The sequence below is a fragment of the Corynebacterium argentoratense DSM 44202 genome (assembly GCF_000590555.1).
Lineage (GTDB): Bacteria > Actinomycetota > Actinomycetes > Mycobacteriales > Mycobacteriaceae > Corynebacterium > Corynebacterium argentoratense.
Genome location: NC_022198.1, coordinates 397,685 through 418,407, shown reverse-complemented (window position 1 = coordinate 418,407; position 20,723 = coordinate 397,685). Strand labels below are relative to the sequence as shown.

Here is a 20,723-nt window from a genome sequence, read left to right as displayed (position 1 = left end):
GCTTACTCACCTGCCAGCTCTTCCTCGGCTACCGTGAGGTAAGCAGGCAGCACGCCATCGATGATGTAGGTGCGCAGGAGCTTGTCCAGCATTGCACGAACCTTGAACTTCGACACTGGTGCGCCGGTGACCTCGGTGAAGTAGGCGGTAGCCAAGTCGAGGTCAATGGATGCCTTGAGGTCATCGAAACGCCCGTACTCGTTGATGGTTGCTGCCGTAACACGGCTGTCGAGTATTCGGCGCAATAGTCCCGTATCTAGCCCCAGTCGCTCATGAAGGCGTGCCAGCTGCCGGTCACGCTCGGTGATGCGGTACTCGTTGATGTAGTCCTGCACTGTCTTGCCCGGTTGCAGGGCCACGTCGCCTGCCTGGAGATCATGCAGCCAACGGTTAGCGTAGCGCTGGTCGTCTTGGCTCAGGCGGGCGAAACTATCATGTAGCTGCTCCAGCAGATCATCGAGCATGTGCTCTGCCACGCCGTCCTGGAGTGCCTTGAGGTACTTCTCAAACTTGCTGTTGAGGTACTCGGCATCGATGCGGTCGGTGTCGATGTGTGTAATGTGCACGTCAATATCGAAGGGCGCGTCATCTGTCCCACCGGGCGGGTCAGTTGGATCGCCTCCCTCTTTGCCAAGTTCCTTGTAACGGGTGAGCAATGTGGTGAAGACGTCCTCGGTGAGCGTTACCACGATAGGCTCAGGGAGTGCATCGAAGTAGTAGGTGTCCTTCTCCCAGGTAAAGCCCTGCACCTGTGCTGCCTGGAGTTCGCGGTACATCCGATTGAAGGTCTTGGCGAACTCACCCTGGTCAGCCTCAGAATCGGGTAGCTTCGAGAAGTCAGTCTGGCCGGTCGCCGGGTCAGTGAACAGGGCTGTAATGATGTCAAAACATTCGTTGATGGCCTTAAGGTGCTCGTCGAGGTGGTCCACGAACAGGCCGAAGGGCTTGTCACCTGAATACAACTTCACCGCACGGTCGATGTTGTTCTTCATCGTGTGTGGCTTGCGGTAGTAGCGGATGGAACCGAACGGCTTTTCCGGGCCGAAGATGCGGTTGGTGCGTGAAAAGGCCTGGATAATGGACTCGTATTCGATAACCTTGTCCATGTAGAGGGTGTTCAGCCACTTGGAGTCGAAGCCGGTGAGCATCTGATCCACCACGATGAGTAGGTCGATGTGCTGGCTACGATCATCGAGGAAGGCCTTGGTGTTGTAGGGCGCCTTGTGGGCCAGGCGCTTGGAAACATCCTTCTTAAACTCATCGTGAGTCGGCATGGTGAAGTGCTGGCCATAGGCGGCGTTGTAGTCGCGCAGAATCTCCAGCAGACCGTCTTCCTTGAACAGCTGGCTGTCACCAGTGTTGTCGATATTAGGGTCAAACAGCGCCGTGACCTTAATGTGCGGGTACTGCGCCTTGAAGATGCGGTAGTACTCCACTGCTTCAGGGATGCTGGAGGTCGCCAGGATGGCATGGAACATACTGCCCCGACTCAACTGCGCCCAGTGCTTGTTGATGTCGCTGGCAACCGCCTGGCGGTGGTTGTCGTGACGGTACTGAGTGATAGGCAGGTAGTCTTCGATACCCTTGGCGACACGCTTGGTACCACTGTCGGTGTCTGTCTCGTACACCGAGGCCATCGGGACCTGGTCCTTGTCCATAAACTTGTAGTAGACAGCCGCCTTCTTGGGGTCCGCCAGAGCCTCGTTCACGGACTTAGCCTTGGCCTCCCGGAGAGCAACCACAGTGCGCACATCATGCTCCCGGAAGGTTTCCACCATCTCCGGGTCGAAGCCGAGGACGTTACCGTCGCGAATACCGTCGGCAATTGAATAGCGGTGCAGCTCATTGCCAAACAGCGTGGTCGTGGTGGAGTGCTTCTTCTGGTTCTCGTCGTGGATGGGCGTGCCGGTGAACCCAAAGAACAGCGCGTTCGGCAAAGTGCGCTTAATGGTGGCGAGCATGTCACCAAAGGTGGTGCGGTGTGCCTCATCGACGATGAACACCACACGCTTGGACCGGATGATGTCCAGGTCGGCTTTCTTGACGGAATCAGCATTAACCCTGCTCATCTTGTGCAGGGAAGTCACAATGAGAGTGGAACGCTTGTTCTTGAGCAGCGTTATCAACGTGGCGGCACTGGAGGTATCTTCCACGGCGATGCTGTCGCCACCGTAGCTTTCGTAGTTCTCCAACGACTGAGTGCCCAGCTCCACACGGTCAAGGAGGAACACTACCTTGTCGGCGTTGTGGGAGTCTGCGATAAGCTGCGCGGTCTTGAAGCTGGTAATCGTCTTGCCAGAGCCGGTGGTGTGCCAGACATAACCGCCGAGTTGGTCACCGCTGTCCCAGTCATGACGGTCCACACGGTCAGCGATACGAGAGGCTGCGTAGTACTGGTAGGAACGCATCGCCAGCAGGTTGCCGGAGGCCCGGTCAGCGACAGTGTAGAAACCAATGAGCTGGTGCGCCATCGGAATAGACAGCAGTGCTCGTGCCACATCGCCCCACTGGTTGACCGGCTCGTTGTTGAAATCCGCCCAGTGAAAGAAGTAGTCCGGGTTGAACTTAGCTGACCCTGGGTTGGCGAAGTAGAGTGTTTCCTCCGGGGTCATCGCCACAAAGATTTGCACCAGAGAGAAGATGCCCTGGTAAACACCCTCGTGGGCGTACTTAGCTACCTGGTTGGCGCCTTGCGAGACAGGCACGCCCGTGCGCTTCAACTCGATGTGGAAGACCGGCATACCGTTGATGAGCAGCATGAGGTCGCCGCGTCGTTTCGGCAGCAGCTCATCAGCGGTCTTGAAACGAGGCTGGACGGCAATCTGATAGCGCGACTGGCCACCGGCAATCTCCAGACGGTCGTAGATTTTCAGGCTGATTTCGACGCCGAAGTTGTGGGCCTGCGGCGCATCACGGGTGATGGTGACTGTGCGACCGTTGATGAACTCGTTGAGAGCCAACGGCGTGCGCAGCACGTTGATCTGCTCGATGATTTGCGCCATCTCGCCCTCGGTGAGCGGTACATCACCGAGCAGGTCACGGCCCCGGTTGTTGGCGAAGAGAATGTTGGCCCAGTTGTCGATGAGCTGTTGCTCCGTCGGGTAGCGCAGTAGCTCATCGCTCCAGCCGTGGCGGGTGAGCAAGTCGATGAGCGCCGCCTCGAACTCAGCCTCGCAGCGAAATGGTGTGGTCATGCCAGCTCCTTAGATGAACATCCGTTGCAGCAGCGCCGTCTTAGCCTGCGAGAGGGACTTGATGTACTGAGCCTCGGCGGCGATAAGGGCATCGAGCTTGGTGAAGATAGCGCCGATGGCCTGCTGTTCTTCGAGGGTGGGTGGGAAGAAGAAGCTCATGCCTGCAAACATCCCGCCCGTGATTTGATTGATAGTCGCACCCATGGATTTATCCACCTCATACTTGAAGAGTCCGGTGTCAAAAAGGGCATTGATAAACCACGGCTGATCTGAACGAATTCCAGTCATGAACGCGCCGATAACGGTCGAAGGCATCGGTTTTTGAACTACAGCGTGTTTGCCAATCAAGGACCTTGAACCATTGCGAACAACCATAATGATGTCGTTCTTGCGCACGTTTTGTACATTGACAGCATCGGTACGCACGTAGACACAATCTTTAGTGGCAATAACACCATCCTGTACGTTACTGGAGCGAAGCACCAAGGTGCCGTCGTGCTCTACAACATCGCTCGGGGTATAGGTTAGACCGCTGAAAAACGAAACTTCGTCCACCAACCTCTTTTCTTCCCACTCACCGTCGAATCCCTCCAGCCGCAGCTCGGGCACCGTCTGGCCCTCCTGCGGGAACATGCGCTGCATGAGCGCCGTCTTGGACTGCTGCAGCGCCTTGTGCTTGAGTGTGTGCTGGTTGATGGCTGCGTCGAGGTTGGTGAAGATGGCGCCGATGGCCTGCTGTTCTTCGATGTCTTGAGGACGACAGATGTCAATGGCGCTCAATGCAGGGTATTTGAGATTCCAAGTGTCTGATGTGAGTCCCTGAGAATTGAGCTGAAACACTTGGATCATGAAAGGAGTCTTGAAGTAATAGGCAAAGAACGGGGTATCTTGGCTCCCGACAGGCTTCAGGACCGTGTACGCAGGACTTACGATCCCCTTCCAAGGCGAGACTCCACTGGCACCTTGCCACATACGCATAGAGTTATAGGCAATGTCTCCTACTTCGACAAGCTTGTACTTAGATTTATCTTCGTTTGATGTATTGTGTCGGCCGATTTCCTGGAACCGCTTTATCCCATTCCGCAGGGTTACCGAAAGCAGTTCTCCTTCAGGAAAAGATTCGTTTCGCTCCGCAAACAGCTCTCCGATGGCTTTCAATTCCCACTCACCGCTGAACCCCTCCAGCCGCAGTGCGGGTACGTTCTGCTTAGGCATTACGACCACCGCCCAGCAGCTCCTGCAGTGCCGTTACAGCCTGCATATCGGCGGCATTGCCGGTGAGGCCACTGAGCAGGCTAGCGAGTTCCTGTTCCGTCTCGCGAATCTGCACGTCGAGGTCCGTGAGCGCGACCGCGTACTTGTCGTGCAGCGCCTGGACACGACCGGCGAGGCCTGCAAGCACGTGACCTGGGATGTCACGCAAGTCATCCATGAGTGCAGTGATCCACTTGGCGGTGAGCACTTCATCTACCTGCACGTCAGTCAGCGCTTCGATGGTGGCGTAGGTGTCTGCCTCAAGCTGCTGCTGCGCAACCTTAAGGTCCTTCTTGAGTGTGTCGCGCTGCTCGATGAGCGCCTTGGCGCTGAGCATGACAGTCTCGACACTGCCTTCCGGCCAGGCCTGACCCTTAGGTAGTTTCGGCAGCTCCTTAATGGCCTTCTTCAGCGCAGCAGTAGCGAAAGCATCCTGCTTCTCGTTGAGTACCTCGGCCAGGTCGGTCTTGTCGTCTTCACTTAAGCCTTCGATGAGCTGCGTCAGCTCTGATACTGCTGTGTCTAGTTCACGGCTCAGCTGGGTTACTTGGTCTTTGAGCTGCGGTAGGTAGAGTTCCTGCACCAACTCATTGGGGGCGATACGCCCCTCCCAGCCGACCTGGACTTCTTCCTTCTTACCCTTGCGGGTCTTCATCTCCATGACAGGGTCGTTGACCCGCACGGCATCTAGGCCTTCGGTCTGGATGACCTCTAGGTCAGCAGCAGTGTTGATCCAGCTGTCGTGGAGAACCTGGTAGCCCTCGTAGGCATCAACCAGCGGTACAGGGTCGAGTCGGTCGAATAGGTCAGTCTTGAGCTGGTCTTCTGTGGTGTTGAGTGGCACGGTGGCGGAGCTGTCCACAAGCAGCGCGTGCAGCTTCTCTGGCAGGTCAGATAGTGCTGCATTGACCTGGTCGCGCAGTGCCTGAGCTGCAGGGTGCTGATCGACAGCCTCACGGAGGTTAGTGGTGTTCAGCTCCGCGTAGCCGTTGGCGTGCTCGGTGAATAGTGCCTCACGCAGTCCCGGCAGCGCAGTCCAGTAGTGCTCCAGGGTGTCAATCTCCGACACTGGAATACCGCCATGCATGGTGGCGTACAGGTCGACAGCCTCCGGCGGCAGAGTCGCAGACACGTAGCGTGGGATGTTGAGGTTGTGGTCATTGGCGCGAATCTCGTCGCGGGTCACGACCTTGGCGAAGTGTGGCACGTCCTCGCGGTTGTGCACGGTGTCAACGATTCGTTGGATGTCACGGGCACGCAGGTGGTTGTACTTGCCCTGCTTAACGAAGCCTTGGGAGGCATCGATGAACAGCACGTCGTCACGGTCACGATCCTGCTTGAGCACCAGGATGATGGTGGCAATTCCTGTGCCGTAGAAGATGTTGGAGGGCAGGCCGATGACGGCATCGATGTGGTTGGCCTCGATGAGGTTGCGTCGAATCTCCGCCTCAGAGCCACCACGGAACAATACGCCGTGCGGCAAGACGATGGTGAGAATACCGTCGGGCTTGACGTGGAACAGCTCATGCAGCAGGAAGGCGTAGTCAGCCTTGTTCTTGGGCGCCAGACCAAACCGTGAGAAGCGCGGGTCAGCCTCGTTACCTTCCGGCTCCCACTTCTGGGAATACGGCGGGTTTGAGACAACCGCGTCCACGTACAACGGCTGGTAGGTCTGCACCGGGTCGGACTCGTCGAACATTGGCCAGTCATGAGCCAGGCTGTCACCGTTGCGAGCGACAATATTGTCAGCCTTCACGCCACGCATGACCAGATTCATTCGCGTGAGGTTGTACGTGTTCTCGCGCAGCTCCTGGGCAAAATACTTGATGCGGCTTGGGTCGCCCATGCGCTTGGCAACGGCCTGGCCGATATTGAGTAGCAGGGAGCCAGAGCCAGAGGTCGGGTCATAGATTTGAATCTCCTCGCGGCCCTTGAGGTGGTCGGCGACGATGTTGCTCATGATGAGCGACACTTCATGAGGCGTGTAGAACTCGCCTGCCTTCTTACCTGCGTTGGCCGCGAACTTCTCGATGAGGTACTCGTAAATGTAGCCGAGCACGTCATAGCCCTGCTTGCCGTCGGTGGGGATGTCATCGATAAGCTCCAGTAGCTTTTTGATGGCAGCGGTTCGTGCAGTATCGGTGGTGCCCAGCTTCGACAGGCCGGTCTCAAGGGTGTTGAAGATGTCTTCGAAGACATGCTTGCGCTCTGGAGCAATGTTGCGCTTGAACGTGGCTAGCCCTTCACGCACGTGCGCGATGGAGAAATCGTTGCCCATGTCCCGCCACGTGGAGTACAGGTTCTCGTAGGTGAGGAAGTAGCCCAAGTTGTTGCGCACCAGGGATACAGTGTCGGTGTCCGTCTCAACCAGAGCGTCAGGCAGGTCCTCCGGCTCCGCATCGTTGCGCAGCAGGAACTGCTCGACCTGGTCGGAGAGGAACTTATAGAAGATGAAGCCAAGGATGTAATCCTTGTACTCATTGGCCTCAATCTTGGAGCGCATATTGTTGGCCGACTCCCAGATACGGGAGGCGAGTTCCTGTTTGTTCACGGGCTAGTTCCTTTGTTCAATATCGGTCGGTTGTGACACATTCGCGGGACACAGGGATGGGAAGCCCAAAAGTGCAGGTGCGAGTGTGTCACAAACGTTAATCAAAATGTTGTCTGTATCATAACTCAACAATTAACGTTTGTGACACACTATGGGGTTAGGTTTTCCATGTGATTTTGACGCGGTTCGGGTCGAATTTTCTAGCACCTTGCTTGCCGGGGAGAATATGAATCTCCATGAGTAAGCGAGTGAGGCGTCTCCTGTCTTCAACACTGGCACTCTCCCACCATTCAGCAAAGATGACATCCTCCGTCAATTCAGTGGCCAACGGATCAGCGCCGAGTGTTTCAGTGATTTTCTGAAGTTCCTCGTCGATCTTGGCAAGCTGCGAGGCGATCTTTTTCTCAACACGAGCGAATGTTGACGTGTCAAGCTCACCATCGATGACGGACTCTTCTAGCGCCTCGCGGCGAGCCAGCAAGGCAGTGCGATCCTGGAAGAGAGACTGCATACGCTCACTGAGCGTGTCGTCTTCGGGGGTCAGAGCACTACGCAGCACTTCAAGAGCGTCGGGCTTCGACATGCGGGCGATGATCACCTGCGAGACAAGATCATCAACTTCTTCAGAACCAAGAGCAGTGTGCCACTTCCCGATCTTCTCAGTTTCTTCCTACTGCCGGTTGTTCTAGCAATCAACTGGTCTGCTTTGGCTCGAAGTTCGTCTAGGAACAGCGGGCCTAGAGTCTTCATGATGTTTGCCTCGGAGGTGTAATGTTCGCCATCGCTTCTACGTGCTTCTTTCGACTTAACGAGTTGGAAAAGGCTGCCGAAGATCGCTGAGGAAATGTCGGTCCACCGGAAGCGGCACGCATCAATCAGGGCGTGGCGCATCTCGGGGCTAAAGAATGTTGTCGTGCGTGTTTCACCTGCCCTGTCGAACAGCGAACCATTGACGTATGGGAACGCGGCCATCGAGTCGGGAACACGCCTGCGTTTGTTCTCGGGGGTGTTGAGAACATCGAACAGTGCGTCGATCTGGCTGCCTAGGTTTTCGCTTGTAGTGTGGTCGAGTACGAAGCGGTAAAAGAGATCCTGTTCCCACAGTCCTGCATCGTCACCGAATAGGAGGAACAGTAGGCGCGTCAGGAACATAGAGGTGCGCTGTACTTCTTCGTCCTCATCTTCGGGATTGATTGGGGCCTCATCGGCTACGCCCCCGTCCACCTCGTCGCCTGCCACAGCTGTAAAAAGGTTGGCCATAACTTTGGAGGCTTTTAGCGATGCGGCTTCTTCTTCCTCGCGGCTCATGGAGTCGTCGTAACCGGCTAAGAAGCGGAGTAGATCGACGTTGTCCGCGACTTCACCTAAGCCGAAAGGACGTCGAATCGTTGGTCTGGGGAGCCTAGTCGCAGAAGACGAAAGTTTTCGAAGTCGCTGGCGAGGATGTACCGGGGTTGCTCGGTGGCGGATACGGAGCCGCCTTGGAGGTAGTCGCGCGCCTGGCCGACAGCTTCGTCTAGGTTCACCCCGGGAGACTTGGCTTCACCAATTACGACGGATGGCCAGAAGAGGTCAATGTAGCCGGTGTTGCCCGTGGAACCACGGCGGGCATCTTGTTCGAACAGATCCATGCGTGTTGCTGAGATGCCGAAGCAGGCGAGAAAGTCTGCCCAGAATGATTGAGCGTATTTCTTCTCGATCGCCCCTTCATTGTGTTCTTTCCAGGTATCCAGACGTTGCCGCCAATGCACTCTGAATTCGTCGAGATTGTGCTTGATTTCGTTGCGGTCAAGTCTGATGGGGGTCGAGGAAATCATGTTCTCACCATACTGGTACGCGGGTGTCTGATCGGCTTGTTAGCGGCGGTTGAATAAAAGGTGGCCGCCTCGCACAGCTGCGAGGCGGCCACGGGTGGGCGGTGGTTCAGGGGGAAGTTGTGCCTGCCTAGTTCTTGTCGTGCTTATCGCGTCGCTCGTCGTTGCCGGGGGCGGGAGAATTTTCGCCGTCGAGCTCCTGGTCGTCTCGGTTGCCCTCCCCTTCCGCGTTCTCGTTGATGTCGGAGGTGGTGGTGTCCTCGTCGCCGTCGAGCTGGTCTTCGGCGTCGTCCTCGTCGTGGATGCTGTCAGTGTCGAGGGCGAGCAGCTGGCGAAGTTCGGAGGCCGTGAGACCGAAGGACTCACGCAGCCAGGTGTGTGCTTCGCCGAGCTGGTCGAGCTCCTGAAGAGCGGCTGCGAATCGGGCGCGCACGGCTTCGAGCTCGGTTTGTGCGATGAACGCGCGCTGGGTGGCGGCTTTAACTTTTTCCTGATTTGCCAGTCGTTCTGCGAGCGCCTGCATTGCTAGTTCTCGTGCTTGCTGTCGTTTCGTTGTTCTCTTTGCCATGCTCACTAACTTATGGTTTGTCGGCCCAGCTTTGCTGGCCCTTCCGGTTTTAGAGTGCGTTGATTTTGTCCTGTAGTTGTCCGGAGTGGATTAGGCACCGCAAGATGTAGTGGTTGAGGTTAGACGGTTCTACTGTCGGCCATTCCTAATGCGCGACCAGGCTGCTGCGACAACCAGGCCAACGCACGCGATGGCGAGGTAGCCCCACATGTGATCGGCGCTGGTCTGAATGGTCTTTGGTGGAGCGGGAGTGTTCTCTGCGGTTAGGACGCTTTCTGTGTCGCGACCAGAGGTGACACCGTCAATCCAGTCGGCGGTGCCTGCGAGGGTAGTGATTGCCGCGCTGGGCGAGGGCAGGTCAGGATCGCCATTGGAAGTTCCGGCGGTAGCAAGCCCGGCAAGCTTTCCATCGACGAAGAATGGTCCACCAGAGTCGCCGCCCTGCATACCTGCACCGGAGACCGAATGTGCGTCCAGGATGGCGCTTTCGATCATCGGCATCATGGCAGCGTCGGCTGGGATGCTTTCCGTTCCCACGGGGATGGACACGGATTGGGATTCACCCGGAACAGCCTCACCTGGAGTGGCTTCACCAGGCGCAACCTCACCTGGAGTAGCTTCACCAAGCGCAACCTCACCTGGAGTTCCTTCATCGGGACCTCCGCCCAGCAGCTCATTGACGACCATCTTGGCCATCGGAAGCTGTCCGGATCGGGCCATCGACGAGCTGCTGCTCCAACCGTAAAGAGTTCCCGTCTGCCCAGGTACCGGGATATCGCGGGAAACCTTCGCCGGGGTTGCGTCAGTGACCTTCTCGGTCAAGTGAAGTAATCCTGCATCGGACACTGGAGACAGTGCCCAAGAATCGGCATCGTAGACCTTCCCGCCGATGCGGGCCTGGGTTCCTTCGTTGTTCACAGACTCCAGGCAGTGGCGTGCTGTGAGCACCCACTGATCTGCAACAAGCGTTCCAGTGCAGTCACCAAAAGTGCCGACTTTGCCAATCTTTAGCGCGGTCACAGAACCGCTTTCAACATTTGCAGGTGCGGGTTCGCCGTTTTCCAATGCAAAAGCCGGGGCGGCAGATAGAAGCAGGATGCTGCTAACAAGTGCTGTGATGGAAAAAGATGCTTTCTTCACGGTTATTTCCCTTTCCCAGAAGGAACAATGGCCTTGATCGCGGTGGCAACGAGCTTTTCAGCCGGGCCCTGTCCCACAAACTTCTTCCAAAGACTTGCGATGACGAGGAAGAATACGATGAATCCTGCTGCGGACAACGTGGAATGCAAAGCCACATTCTGCTGCCAATAAAACGCGGTGAGAACGTGCAGGACGTAAATGGTCAGCGACATTGTTCCCATGGCCGCGAATGGGTAAACCGCGGTCGGGAAACGGTCGCCTACGAACAGGCACAAATGCAGCACAATAGCGGCAACGGCGACGGAGAGAATGATTTCGCCGAAGACACCGGTATGTCCGGTAAATCGGAGCCAGCCAGCAATCCCGGGATCAAATCGGAAGTACATGCCGACGGCTGTGATGACAACGCTGACAGCGGTAACAATCCAACTCAACCGAGTATTAGCGCTGGTCTCGGAGGCGGAAGTGCCTTGCAGACGACCGCGTAGGTAGACGTCGTAAAGCAGCATGCCGCCGATGAAATATGCGATCCACGCCAGTAGCGGATAAATCTGTGGCAGCGTCATGGGCGCGTACTTAATTGTTGCGGTGATAGTTGCGGCGATGAAGAAACCGACTCGCCACCATGTTCCGAGTGCTGGCATCCAGGAAACCAACATCATTACCAGACCCATGACAGCGAGGACTACTTGAACTTCTCCACCGACCGGCAACAAGGCCAGGCCGATGAGAATAATCAGAGCGCCGCGAGTGATGAGGCGCAAGAAAGTGGTGCTGCTGTAATTTCGGCCGATAATCATCATGGTGGCGCCGGCAATAATGGCGAACAATGATGAAGGCAGGCCGGAGAGCACAACCTTTGTACTCCAAAGTAGTGAGGCCATATGAACAATGATCATGCCGATGATGGCGAGTGAGCGCGCTATGTCAAGCCCCACAATTCGTGAAGGTTTATTCACCCCAGTTTTCTCCTTTACTACAACTTATCGAGAGGTATTATTTGGAAAAAGGTACTCCCTATAAACGCCTTATAAACGTTTTAATCAAAACGACTTCCTAACTGTAGGAACCGAATCTGGCAATACATTAAGTGATTATGTGTAAAACACAGTGTTTCGTCTGTGTTTTCTCTGGGAAGCTATGAAGCGTCCTGGGTTTAGTTCCGCTTCTTTTACAGCCCTGTGTTGATGGGCTGGGTGAGATAATACTCGGTTTCTACTTCTTGTGGGGTGGCGTAGTCCAATGCTTCGTGAAGTCGCTTGGTGCTTGTGCATGGAAGTCTCGTTGTACAAGGTCCGGGCGATGATCCAGTGTCTTCAGACTGATCATGGTGACCGGAGTTCGTCAGCACCATCCACGTCCGCAGCGTCCACTGCGTCAGCAGCGTCAGCCGTGCCAGTTACATCGGCAGTGTCAACTGCATCGGCCACGTCCGACACCACAGGATCATCTAGCGCAGCCACGGGATCACCGTAGGCAACCCCAGTGGACGAAAACAATGCGCAGCTCGCGCGGGGGTACGCCGACAAAAAAGAACATGTGCTACCCCCATGCGGAGGTAGCACATGTACTGCAAAACTTACGTTCGTGTAGTAGGAGCGCTACTGATAACGCTGATATTCCTTCACTGCGCGATCCAGGGCATCCAAGGCCTTGCCATATTCTTCAAACGACTTACCCTTCGCCGCATCCAAATCAGCCAAAGCCTTGTTGACTGCATCCAAAGCCTTCGCGGCATCGCCCGTAGCAACCGGCAAGCCACCTACGTTCTTCACACCCGCGGCGTCATCACCCTTAGAGGCGCCTGCAGGCTCCTCGTCTGCCTTAATCGCATCCGAAACCTTGGCGACTTCTCCAGCGCCACCCGTAGCGACGACCTCATCAAGATCCGATGTTTCACGCGGGTCGATACCGACCTGCGCCAACGCCTCAGCGATGGTGGGGGCATAACCCACCTTGCCGTTGTACGACACCAACACACGCAGCAGCTTCGGGAAAGCCGAATTCTGGTCCTTACGCTCCGAGTACAAAGGCTCCACGTACAGGATCTCGCCGCCGCCCACAGGCAAGGTCAGCAAATTGCCGTTCTTCAACGTCACCGAGTTCTCCCACAGGGAGCGGTCACGCGCAATCTGGTCCGAAGACATCATGGTGTCCTGCGCCTGGGCGGGTCCGGGTGTGGTGCTCTTAGTGCTCAACACCCGCATGGTGATGTGACCATAGTTATCCGGGTCGCTCGACACCGACATGTGCGCGGCCAAGAACTCACGGCTCAACCCACGCAGAGGGGAAATCACCTGGTAACTGGGCTTACCCGTCTTGGGATCCGCAGCAACAACGTAGTACGGCGGCTGGTTGGGTTTCGCGTCCGACTCATGCTCAGCATCGATCTTGGTCGTAGAGTTCGGGTCCTTGACAACCGACCAGAACGCATCCGATGTGAAGAACACCCGAGGATCATCCACGTGATACTTCGTAATCAGATCGCGCTGAACCTTGAACATGTCCTCCGGGTAGCGCAGGTGATCCCGCAGCTGATCCGGAATATCAGACTTGGGTTTCACGGTATCGGGGAACACGCCCTCCCAAGCTTTAAGAACCGGGTCCTTGTCATCGAATTCATACAGCTCAACCGTGCCGTCATAGGCGTCCACCGTTGCCTTCACAGAGTTACGGATGTAGCCCAAATCAGAATTCATGTTGGTCTGAAGATTACCCGTGGGGTTGAGGCTGTCCCGCGTACTTTCTTTGAGGCTCGTGCGCTGCGAATAAGGCAAGTTAGACAAGGTGGTGTAGCCGTCCACGATCCACTTGATCCGGCCATCAACCACAGCCGGGTACGTTGCCGAATCCGTCGTCAGCCAAGGGGCCACAGCCTCGACACGACTGCGGGGATCACGGTCGAAAATGATCTTCGAGGAACCATCAATACGGTCGGAAAGGATCAGCTTCAACTCGCCATACTTCGCGGCAAACAGGGCGCGCTTGAAGATGTTGCCGATCGGCACACCACCCTTCCCCTCATAGGTGTAGTTGGAAAACTCCGTGTCGTATTCCACAGGCCCATTGGACACACCAACGATGGCGTAATCCTGCTGCGAGGGAACATCGGCGATCACCGGACCGTAGTAAATACGGGGCTGCTCGAGCTCCAGGCCCATCTCTTTAGCACCCTCGCCAACACCATTGAGGTCACTTACCTGGTAAATCGGGTATCCACCACGGGTGGAACCAGCATCCAGCACTGCTTCATCAACACGGTTAGCAGGGGCAGCAATAAAGCCATTGCCATGGGTGTAGACAGTGTGGCGGTTGATCCAGTCCTTCTGGTTGTCACGCAGATCATTTGCGTTAATCTCGCGAGCTGCCACCACATAATCCCGCAGCTGGCCGTCCACCGTGTAGCGGTCAACGTTGAGAGTCTTGGGGAAGCCGTAGAAGTTCTTCAGCTGTTGCTGCTGAGTGAAAGTCGCCGACAGGATTTCAGGATCCAACAGACGAATGTTTCCAAGGGTGGCGGCGTCACTAGCCACAGCCTCAGCGCTGGCCCCCTTGTCACCCCAATCCCGCTCGTAGGTGACCTTGTCATCAGTCAGGCCGTAAGCCCACCGAGTGGCCTCAATGTTTCTACCAATGTATTCGGACTCTTTTTCTTGACGGTTCGGAGACACCTCGAATTTCTCAACCAAACCCGGCCACGCACCACCGATAACAAAAGCAGACAGCAGCATCAGCACGGTCGCGACGGCAGGAATACGGAGATCGTTCAAAACAATCGCACTAAAAAAGGCCGCTGCGACAACACACGCAATAATCGTGAGCAGCATCTTCGCCGGCAAAACCGCATTGATGTCGGTGTAGCTACCGCCGTCAAACATGCCGTTGTGAGCAGACAGCAGATTGTAGCGATCAAACCAGTAGCTGGCTGCGCGCACAAGCATCCACAAGCCGGCGAACGTTGCTAGCTGCAAACGCGCGGCACGGGTAACGCTCATCTTGCCGCCAGCCAGCTGCTCCCCAGGTCGGATGCCACCGAGGATGTAGTGGAAGATCACGCTGATAACAACCATCACGAAGATAATCAGCGACGCCATGCTCAGCAACATTTGAATGAACGGAAGCTGGAAGGCGTAGAAGCCCATGTCCTTCGAAAATTGCGGATCAACGCGGTCAAAATCACCGCCGTGGAAATACATCAACACCCTGCGCCACTGGGTTTCCCCCATGAAGCCTACGAACACGGCGAAAACAACAACCACCGCACGCATGACCTTACGAAGGCCCTGCGCGATGGCCTCCTGATAGATAACTAGAGGGCTCTCAGCACCACCAGTGGTGGCCCCGAAATCATCAGGGACAGTGAGCCCCTCGAGGCCGGCGTCATCAGTGCGTTGTTCGCTGCCCTCCCCGCGTGCGAACCTGCCGGACAGGCCCCCTCCGAGACTGCCCAAGCCGCCCTTGCCAAAGAGGTCTTCAATTCCGACGGAATCGCCGCTATCGGCAAAGCCTCGGGACGGGCGGAAGCGAAAGGCCAAGGCCGCTGCCAGGTAAGCACCAAGCCCACCGATGAGGCCAGCCACCAAAAACAGCACGATGCGGCTGACCCACACAGTGCTAAACACCGAGGTGTAGTCGACTTCGCGGAACCATTCCCATCGGGCATAAAGATCTACGAGCGTAGGGGCAATGACTATGAGTAGCGCGACCACTGCTGCCAGGGTCGAAACTATTTTCACCCGCCTGCTCGTTTGAGCATTGGGGCGAGACAGACTGAAGGACAACTTCAGCTCCTTTTTCTTTATGTTGCTGCGCGTTGCTTAAACGGTAGGATCCACTTTAGCGATATCTGTCTCACCGAGAGCGCTCGTCGCTGTAAAGAAAATGTTGGGCGTAATTGTCGATTGTGCAGGAGTCATACATGTCGGACGAAGTCAACGAGTTTCTAGGCTCATCGCCCGAGCTTTTCCAACCCGTCGAGCTGTCTGCGCAGGCACTCAACCGCGCAATGCTCGAGGCTGTTGAGTTTGTGCATGCCGAGGGGTGGGACAACCGTCCTGTGTTGTTCGCACTGGTCCCCGCCCGCATTTTGATGCAGGCAACGGGTGAAATGTTCGGCGATGACGCGGATGTCTCCCCCCTATCGCTGATCATCCAGGAGGCCATCCCTGAGCACATTCGCCCCGGTTCCGATGAACTTGGCGATTACCTTGCGCGTATTGCCTGGCCGGAGGAAGTGGCCGGCGTGATTTTGGCGCAGGAAATCGAATTCCTTGATTCCTCTGCCGACGACAGTGATGACGCCGTGGGGGTTGCTGCTGAGCGCCGGCCTGCGCGCATCTTCTCCGGGGTGCTGCGCTCCCAGGAGCAGCTGACACTGCTACAGCTTCGCCCGACGGAGGAAGAGCTCGCAGCAGCCGGCCCCTTCGCAGAGGACAACATCGAGCTTAAAGGCGGACCCGGGGTAGCCCCGGGTGTAATCAAGGTTTTGTCGCACACGTTGCTTGCTAGCCCGGAGGATATGTAGGTGCCCACGATGACGCACTCTTGGTCGTTCAACAAAGCCCCGGCCGGCACGAAGGCCGGGCGCTTTCGCCGCGGCACGGTGATCGCGGGTGTATGCGTCTTTATCGCGACGTCATTGGTGTCTTGTGGTTCAGACAGTGAAGCCCCTAAAGACACGACAGCGCAGTCGCCTTCGGGAAGCTCCACCAAGGTGAGCACACCATCGGACTCCTCAGAGCCGACGACCTCCTCGAAGACAACCTCCACCAGCGCATCCAGCACGTCGTCTTCATCCGCCCACTCGGATGACAAAGCCACACCGTTAAGCAGTAAGGACGAAGACTCTACGAAGGAGCCTTCCAGCGAAGCCACCTTTGCGACGAAGGAGGTCGCGGAAGCTGCCCGCACCTACGGCTCCCTTGCTCCCGACTCGCTCTTCGAGCAGTTCACCGAATGCTCACACATCAAATTTGATGAATCCACCCAGTGCTCCGGACCAGAGGTCGGCCAATTCATGTTCTACGCCAACGAGGCCAAAGCCGCCCGGACCACCCAATACCTGACGGAGCTCAGAAGCTCGAGAGTGGTGGAGGATTCGGGTGACTTTGTGGTTGGGTGGAGCACCGTCGGCACCACCGCTCTGATTACCGCGATTGATAACCGCAAGGGTTTGGTTCTGCAGCACATGATGAGCTCAGATGACGCCGACCCGAAGGAAACGATCTTCGAACTCGGGTTAGCCAAAGCCCAGCAGCCCTAAAGCAGCTGTCTCCGCGTTAAGAGGCCTCACAAGTGGCGTAGGGTTTGCCCTCGTTATACGCCTTCAGCCCGTCAACGGCGTCTTTCAGAGTGTTGACCTTGATAATCGCCATGCCGCCCTTGTCTTTTTTGCTGGCGCGGGCAACCTCATCGCAGTTATCGGCGGGCGCCAGGAACACTTCCGCCCCGTCCTCACTGACGGTTTTCATTTTGTGAGTGATTCCGCCGATGGGTCCGACCGAACCGTCCGCTTCAATCGTTCCGGTGCCAGCAATGTACTTACCGCCGGTGATCTCTTCGGCGGTGAGTTTGTCCACGACAGCGAGCGCGAACATCATGCCGGCGCTGGGGCCTCCGATGTTTTCAAGGTTGTAGTCGACGCTGATATTGTCCAGCGTTTTCGGGCTGAGCAGTACGCCGAGCCACGCGACGTCAGGATCCTGGGGGTTGGATTCCAGCTTGATGTTGACGTCGCGTTGCTGTCCGTCGCGCGTGAAGCCCACGTTGAGGGTGTCACCGGGCTTGTGGTCGCGGACAGCGTGGACTACTTCCACCGGGGTGCGCACAGGATTGTTGTTTATGGAGTCAATGATGTCGCCGGCCTGCATCTCGCCTGCGGCGGGAGCATCTTTGACGACGTCTGCGACCTCTACCTGAAGGGGGTAGTTGAGGTAGTTGAGGGCCGCGAAGGTCGCCGAGTTTTCTGATTGGGCGAAGGCGTGCTGGTTGAGCTCGTTAACCTCCTGTTCGCTCATGCCTTCTGGATAGAGGTCTTTGAGCGAGATGAGGGTGTCGCCTTCCACTAGCCAACGATTGAGGGTTTGGGCTAGCGTCATGTTGCTGCGCACGGCAACAGTAGTCATGTTGAGCTGGCCTGTGGTCGGGTGGGTGGCTGCCCCGTCTACGCTGACGATTTCTTTACCTTCGAATTCACCCAGGGTGTTGAAGGTCGGGCCGGGACCTTCTGCGCCAACACCCGTAGTCAGGTCAATGCTGGTTCCGGGGATGTGCGTCATGTTTGCAAGCGCGACCAAGGCAAGTGCGGTGGTCAATGACGTCGCGATGACGACGCGGCGGGTCCTGCTGCTGCGCTGGGTCGGTGGTTGTGGTTGGGCGGCTGTATTCGACACGTGGGATAGCGTACCGCCTTGATGCGCATCTGCTACACATCTCCCCAACGGTAGGGCTTCGCGATAGGGTGCTTTTGTACGCTGTTGGCGAAAGTGAGCGTGATTCATGGCGTGCCCAGCACGCTACCGGTACCGTGGAGCTATGAGTAGCTGGTTCGGTTTCGGAAATCGTGGCGGGGACGACCCCAACGATGACAACAACGACGACAACACCAACGGCGCCAACAAGGGTAACCAGGGCGGCCAGGGTGGTCAGGGTGGTGGCGAGAACCCCAACACCCCACCCAATTTCGGTTTCGGAAACTTCGACTTCTCGGGCACCCCAGAGGAGCTCATGAAGCAACTCGGAGAAATGTTTAAACAGTCCGAGGGGGGCTTCCAGGTATTCAGCTTCGGCGCTGATGGCGATGGGGCCTTCCCCTTCGGTGGTGCTGGCGGCGGTGGCGGAGCAGCCCCGTCCCCCGAGCAGCGCGCGCAGGCTGCAGAAAACGCTGCGGTAGAGGCGGCGTCATCAATGGGCAAGCAACTGCTGGATAGCGGAAATGTTCGCCCCCAGGATGCTGCGGCGGTGACCGAAGCTATCCGACTGGCTGAATTATGGCTTGACGAGGCCACTGTTTTTCCTGCGAGTTCCGGCCCGGCTACTGCCTGGACTCCCCGCACATGGTTCGAAAACACCCTTCCGACGTGGAAGCGCTTCATCGGGCCGATCGCCGTGGGCATGGACGGCGCCAGCCAGGCCACTGTGCCGCCAGAACTATCGGGCTTGTTCGGCGGTATTGGGGTGTTCCTCGCCAAGGCCGCAGGCCAGGGTGTCGGCCGCAACATGGGCCAGCAGATCACGGACCTTGCAAAGCAGACGATCGCCGGCTGTGATTTCGGGTTGCCGCTGGTGACGTCCGTCGTTGGTATTTTGCCCGCGAACCTCAACCGTTTGACTTCGCAATTGGATGTGCCGGCTCAGGAAGCACTGGTGTTTGTCAGTGCTCGGGAGGCTGCCCGCCAACGTCTGTTCCAGCACGTGCCGTGGCTGGTGGAGCTAGTTGTTTCGGCGGTAGAGGAATACGCTGCCGGACTGGAATACGACAACAGTACTTTTGAAGAAGCCCTGCGGGATATCGACCCTGCGTCCATGGAGGACATGGCGTCGATGCAGGACTTTGCCCGCAAGATGTCCGAGCAAGATCTTGCGCCGAAGATCATCAGCAAAAATCCGAAGGCGCTTGAGCGTCTGGAAACCATCCTCGCCCTCATTGAAGGGTGGGTCGACCATGTGGTGTACACGGCGTTGAAGGATCGCCTGCCGTCTGCGGACACAATGCTGACTGCCTGGCAGGTTCGCCGCGCTACCGGTGGCTCTGCAGAAACCGTGTTTAAGAATGTGTTCAATGTGGAGATGCAGACGCCGAACATCAAGGGTGCCCACAATTTGTGGGAGCGTGTTGACGCCGCAGTGGGTCTGGATGCACGCGACGCTGTGTGGAATCATCCGGATTTCCTCCCTGTTGCCAGCGACTTGGAGTCCTCCGCTAGCTTCATCGATGGGCTGTTGAGCTCGAAAGATGAGCAAGACTTTGACCCCATTGCGGAGATTTCCGCATTGGAGGACATGCTCAAGCAGCAGGCAGAGGGCAGCGAAGACGGCTCCCGCACTCAAGATGATGAGGATGACGCCGCGGGCAACGGCGATGATGACGCCGATGGGGACGCAGATTCGGCGCGCTAAAAATCTGCCGCCACGGTAGAATGCTGGACAACGCATCCGCTTCCTAGTCTGCCCCGCATCCTCGGGTGCGGGGCGGACTAGTGGCAGCGTGCGTAGGGGGTGTAAGAGGCCACGAATTTTATCTAGGGGGACAGTCGTTGTGACTATTCCAATACCACACACAGCAGCGGGATTACACGGGGCGGGAACTGATGTGAAGCTCTCTCCTTCCGCCGCCGCGCATGTTCGCTCGCACACTAACGGGCAGTCGGGCCGGCAGGAGTTTTTCATTCAATTTGGTTCTGACGCAACCAAAACAGCCATGGTGCGCATCGGGGACAATGGCACAGTGGCGCGCAAAGTAGCTGCGGCGTTAAACGGTTTTGACAGCCCCGTTGCAATAGAGACCGCAGCCCGGCGCCTGCACCGATGCGGTTTATCAACCGCAGCAACCCACCTGCTTTTGTCCGAACTGCTGACCTACGACATTGTCCTATCCCACCACCCGGCTCCTTCCGTGGCGTTGATGGGTAATAATCGTCTAGCCTTGCAGATCCGCCAGCTGTTATCCGCGCATGGCATCTCTGTGCGCATCCCTTTAAAGAATGAATCTGCGCCGGCTTTCCTAGCGGGGACATCTGCAAGCCGCCCAATAGTGTCAACTGCGTCAATGCCGGTGCACAGGCAGGCTGAACTAGCGCGAGCGGTAAGAAGCTTTGGTGGCGTCTTCATCCCCGTCCGTGTTGCCGACGGCCGAGGTGTTGTCGGGCCGATCAGCATCAATCATTTCGGCCCCTGCCCGGTATGCGTTGATATGCACCATGCTGCAGCCGATCCGCATTGTTCCCTAGCCAGCAGGCAGGCTTTCACTCCCCCAGATCCTGATGTCCTCACCATGGAGGAAGGTTTTGTTGCATCCTTTGTGGCGGCGTTACTAGCTCGCCACTATGGTGCGGCGGGGCCGCCGCCAGGCATGCGGCACCACCAGCCGCAGCGGCTTCCTCAGCTGCAGGCCGGCGCAATGTTCGAGCTCAGTCCTTTTCTGGTGGACATCAACACCACGGTGGTGCAGGCCCACCCTGGATGCCCGGTGTGTTGGTAGCGGG

At 57.1% G+C, this 20,723-nt stretch carries 16 protein-coding genes; 4 read left to right on the top strand and 12 right to left on the bottom strand.

Translation table 11 applies throughout. The features are described from left to right. Positions 1-2 precede the first annotated feature (2 nt). The 11 genes from CARG_RS02010 to CARG_RS01965 all read right to left on the bottom strand — a co-directional run bounded on the left by CARG_RS02010 (position 3) and on the right by CARG_RS01965 (position 15,257). Positions 3-3,194, bottom strand: a complete 3,192-nt coding sequence (locus CARG_RS02010; protein ID WP_020975720.1) for a type I restriction endonuclease subunit R — start codon at positions 3,192-3,194, stop codon at positions 3-5. Positions 3,195-3,203: 9 nt separating this feature from the next. After that, positions 3,204-4,409: a restriction endonuclease subunit S gene (locus CARG_RS10155; protein WP_020975719.1), complete on the bottom strand. Its 1,206-nt coding sequence runs from the start codon at positions 4,407-4,409 to the stop codon at positions 3,204-3,206. Beyond that, a complete protein-coding gene (locus tag CARG_RS02000) occupies positions 4,402-6,999 on the bottom strand; it encodes a type I restriction-modification system subunit M (RefSeq protein ID WP_020975718.1) in 2,598 nt (865 codons plus the stop codon). Before CARG_RS02000 ends, CARG_RS10155 begins: the two co-directional genes overlap by 8 nt. A gap of 157 nt (positions 7,000-7,156) precedes the next feature. Beyond that, a complete protein-coding gene (locus CARG_RS01995) occupies positions 7,157-7,582 on the bottom strand; it encodes a hypothetical protein (protein ID WP_144198470.1) in 426 nt (141 codons plus the stop codon). An 11-nt stretch (positions 7,583-7,593) separates the two neighbouring features. Beyond that, positions 7,594-8,307, bottom strand: coding sequence for a type IIL restriction-modification enzyme MmeI (locus CARG_RS01990; protein ID WP_236620149.1), 714 nt, complete (start codon positions 8,305-8,307; stop codon positions 7,594-7,596). Positions 8,308-8,363: 56 nt separating this feature from the next. Beyond that, a complete protein-coding gene (locus CARG_RS01985; protein WP_052331887.1) occupies positions 8,364-8,816 on the bottom strand; it encodes a type IIL restriction-modification enzyme MmeI in 453 nt (150 codons plus the stop codon). Between the two features lie 127 nt (positions 8,817-8,943). Further along, positions 8,944-9,381, bottom strand: a complete 438-nt coding sequence (locus CARG_RS01980) for a hypothetical protein (protein WP_144198468.1) — start codon at positions 9,379-9,381, stop codon at positions 8,944-8,946. Between the two features lie 129 nt (positions 9,382-9,510). Next, the gene (locus CARG_RS01975; protein WP_020975715.1) at positions 9,511-10,521 is read right to left on the bottom strand and encodes a trypsin-like serine protease; all 1,011 of its coding nucleotides are present in this window, start codon (positions 10,519-10,521) and stop codon (positions 9,511-9,513) included. 2 nt (positions 10,522-10,523) lie between these two features. Next, entirely contained in the window at positions 10,524-11,480 is a 957-nt protein-coding gene (locus tag CARG_RS01970; RefSeq protein ID WP_041746901.1) for a DUF418 domain-containing protein, read from the bottom strand. Between the two features lie 366 nt (positions 11,481-11,846). Continuing rightward, positions 11,847-11,984, bottom strand: a complete 138-nt coding sequence (locus CARG_RS10150) for a hypothetical protein (RefSeq protein ID WP_020975713.1) — start codon at positions 11,982-11,984, stop codon at positions 11,847-11,849. 138 nt (positions 11,985-12,122) lie between these two features. Beyond that, positions 12,123-15,257, bottom strand: coding sequence for a UPF0182 family protein (locus tag CARG_RS01965; protein ID WP_020975712.1), 3,135 nt, complete (start codon positions 15,255-15,257; stop codon positions 12,123-12,125). Between the two features lie 269 nt (positions 15,258-15,526). Between CARG_RS01965 and CARG_RS01960 the strand changes: the two genes are divergently transcribed. Continuing rightward, positions 15,527-16,045 carry a PPA1309 family protein gene (locus tag CARG_RS01960; RefSeq protein WP_052331938.1) on the top strand — a complete coding sequence of 173 codons (519 nt, stop codon included), beginning with the start codon at positions 15,527-15,529 and terminating at the stop codon, positions 16,043-16,045. A 9-nt stretch (positions 16,046-16,054) separates the two neighbouring features. Beyond that, a complete protein-coding gene (locus tag CARG_RS01955) occupies positions 16,055-16,783 on the top strand; it encodes a hypothetical protein (RefSeq protein WP_020975710.1) in 729 nt (242 codons plus the stop codon). A gap of 16 nt (positions 16,784-16,799) precedes the next feature. Here CARG_RS01955 and CARG_RS01950 read toward each other — a convergent pair whose 3' ends face one another. Further along, positions 16,800-17,912, bottom strand: a complete 1,113-nt coding sequence (locus tag CARG_RS01950; RefSeq protein WP_020975709.1) for a YlbL family protein — start codon at positions 17,910-17,912, stop codon at positions 16,800-16,802. Positions 17,913-18,054: 142 nt separating this feature from the next. On the opposite strand from CARG_RS01950, the gene CARG_RS01945 reads away from it, so the two are divergent. Next, positions 18,055-19,638: a zinc-dependent metalloprotease gene (locus tag CARG_RS01945; RefSeq protein WP_020975708.1), complete on the top strand. Its 1,584-nt coding sequence runs from the start codon at positions 18,055-18,057 to the stop codon at positions 19,636-19,638. Positions 19,639-19,831: 193 nt separating this feature from the next. Further along, positions 19,832-20,719: a hypothetical protein gene (locus CARG_RS01940; protein ID WP_020975707.1), complete on the top strand. Its 888-nt coding sequence runs from the start codon at positions 19,832-19,834 to the stop codon at positions 20,717-20,719. Positions 20,720-20,723: the final 4 nt, after the last annotated feature.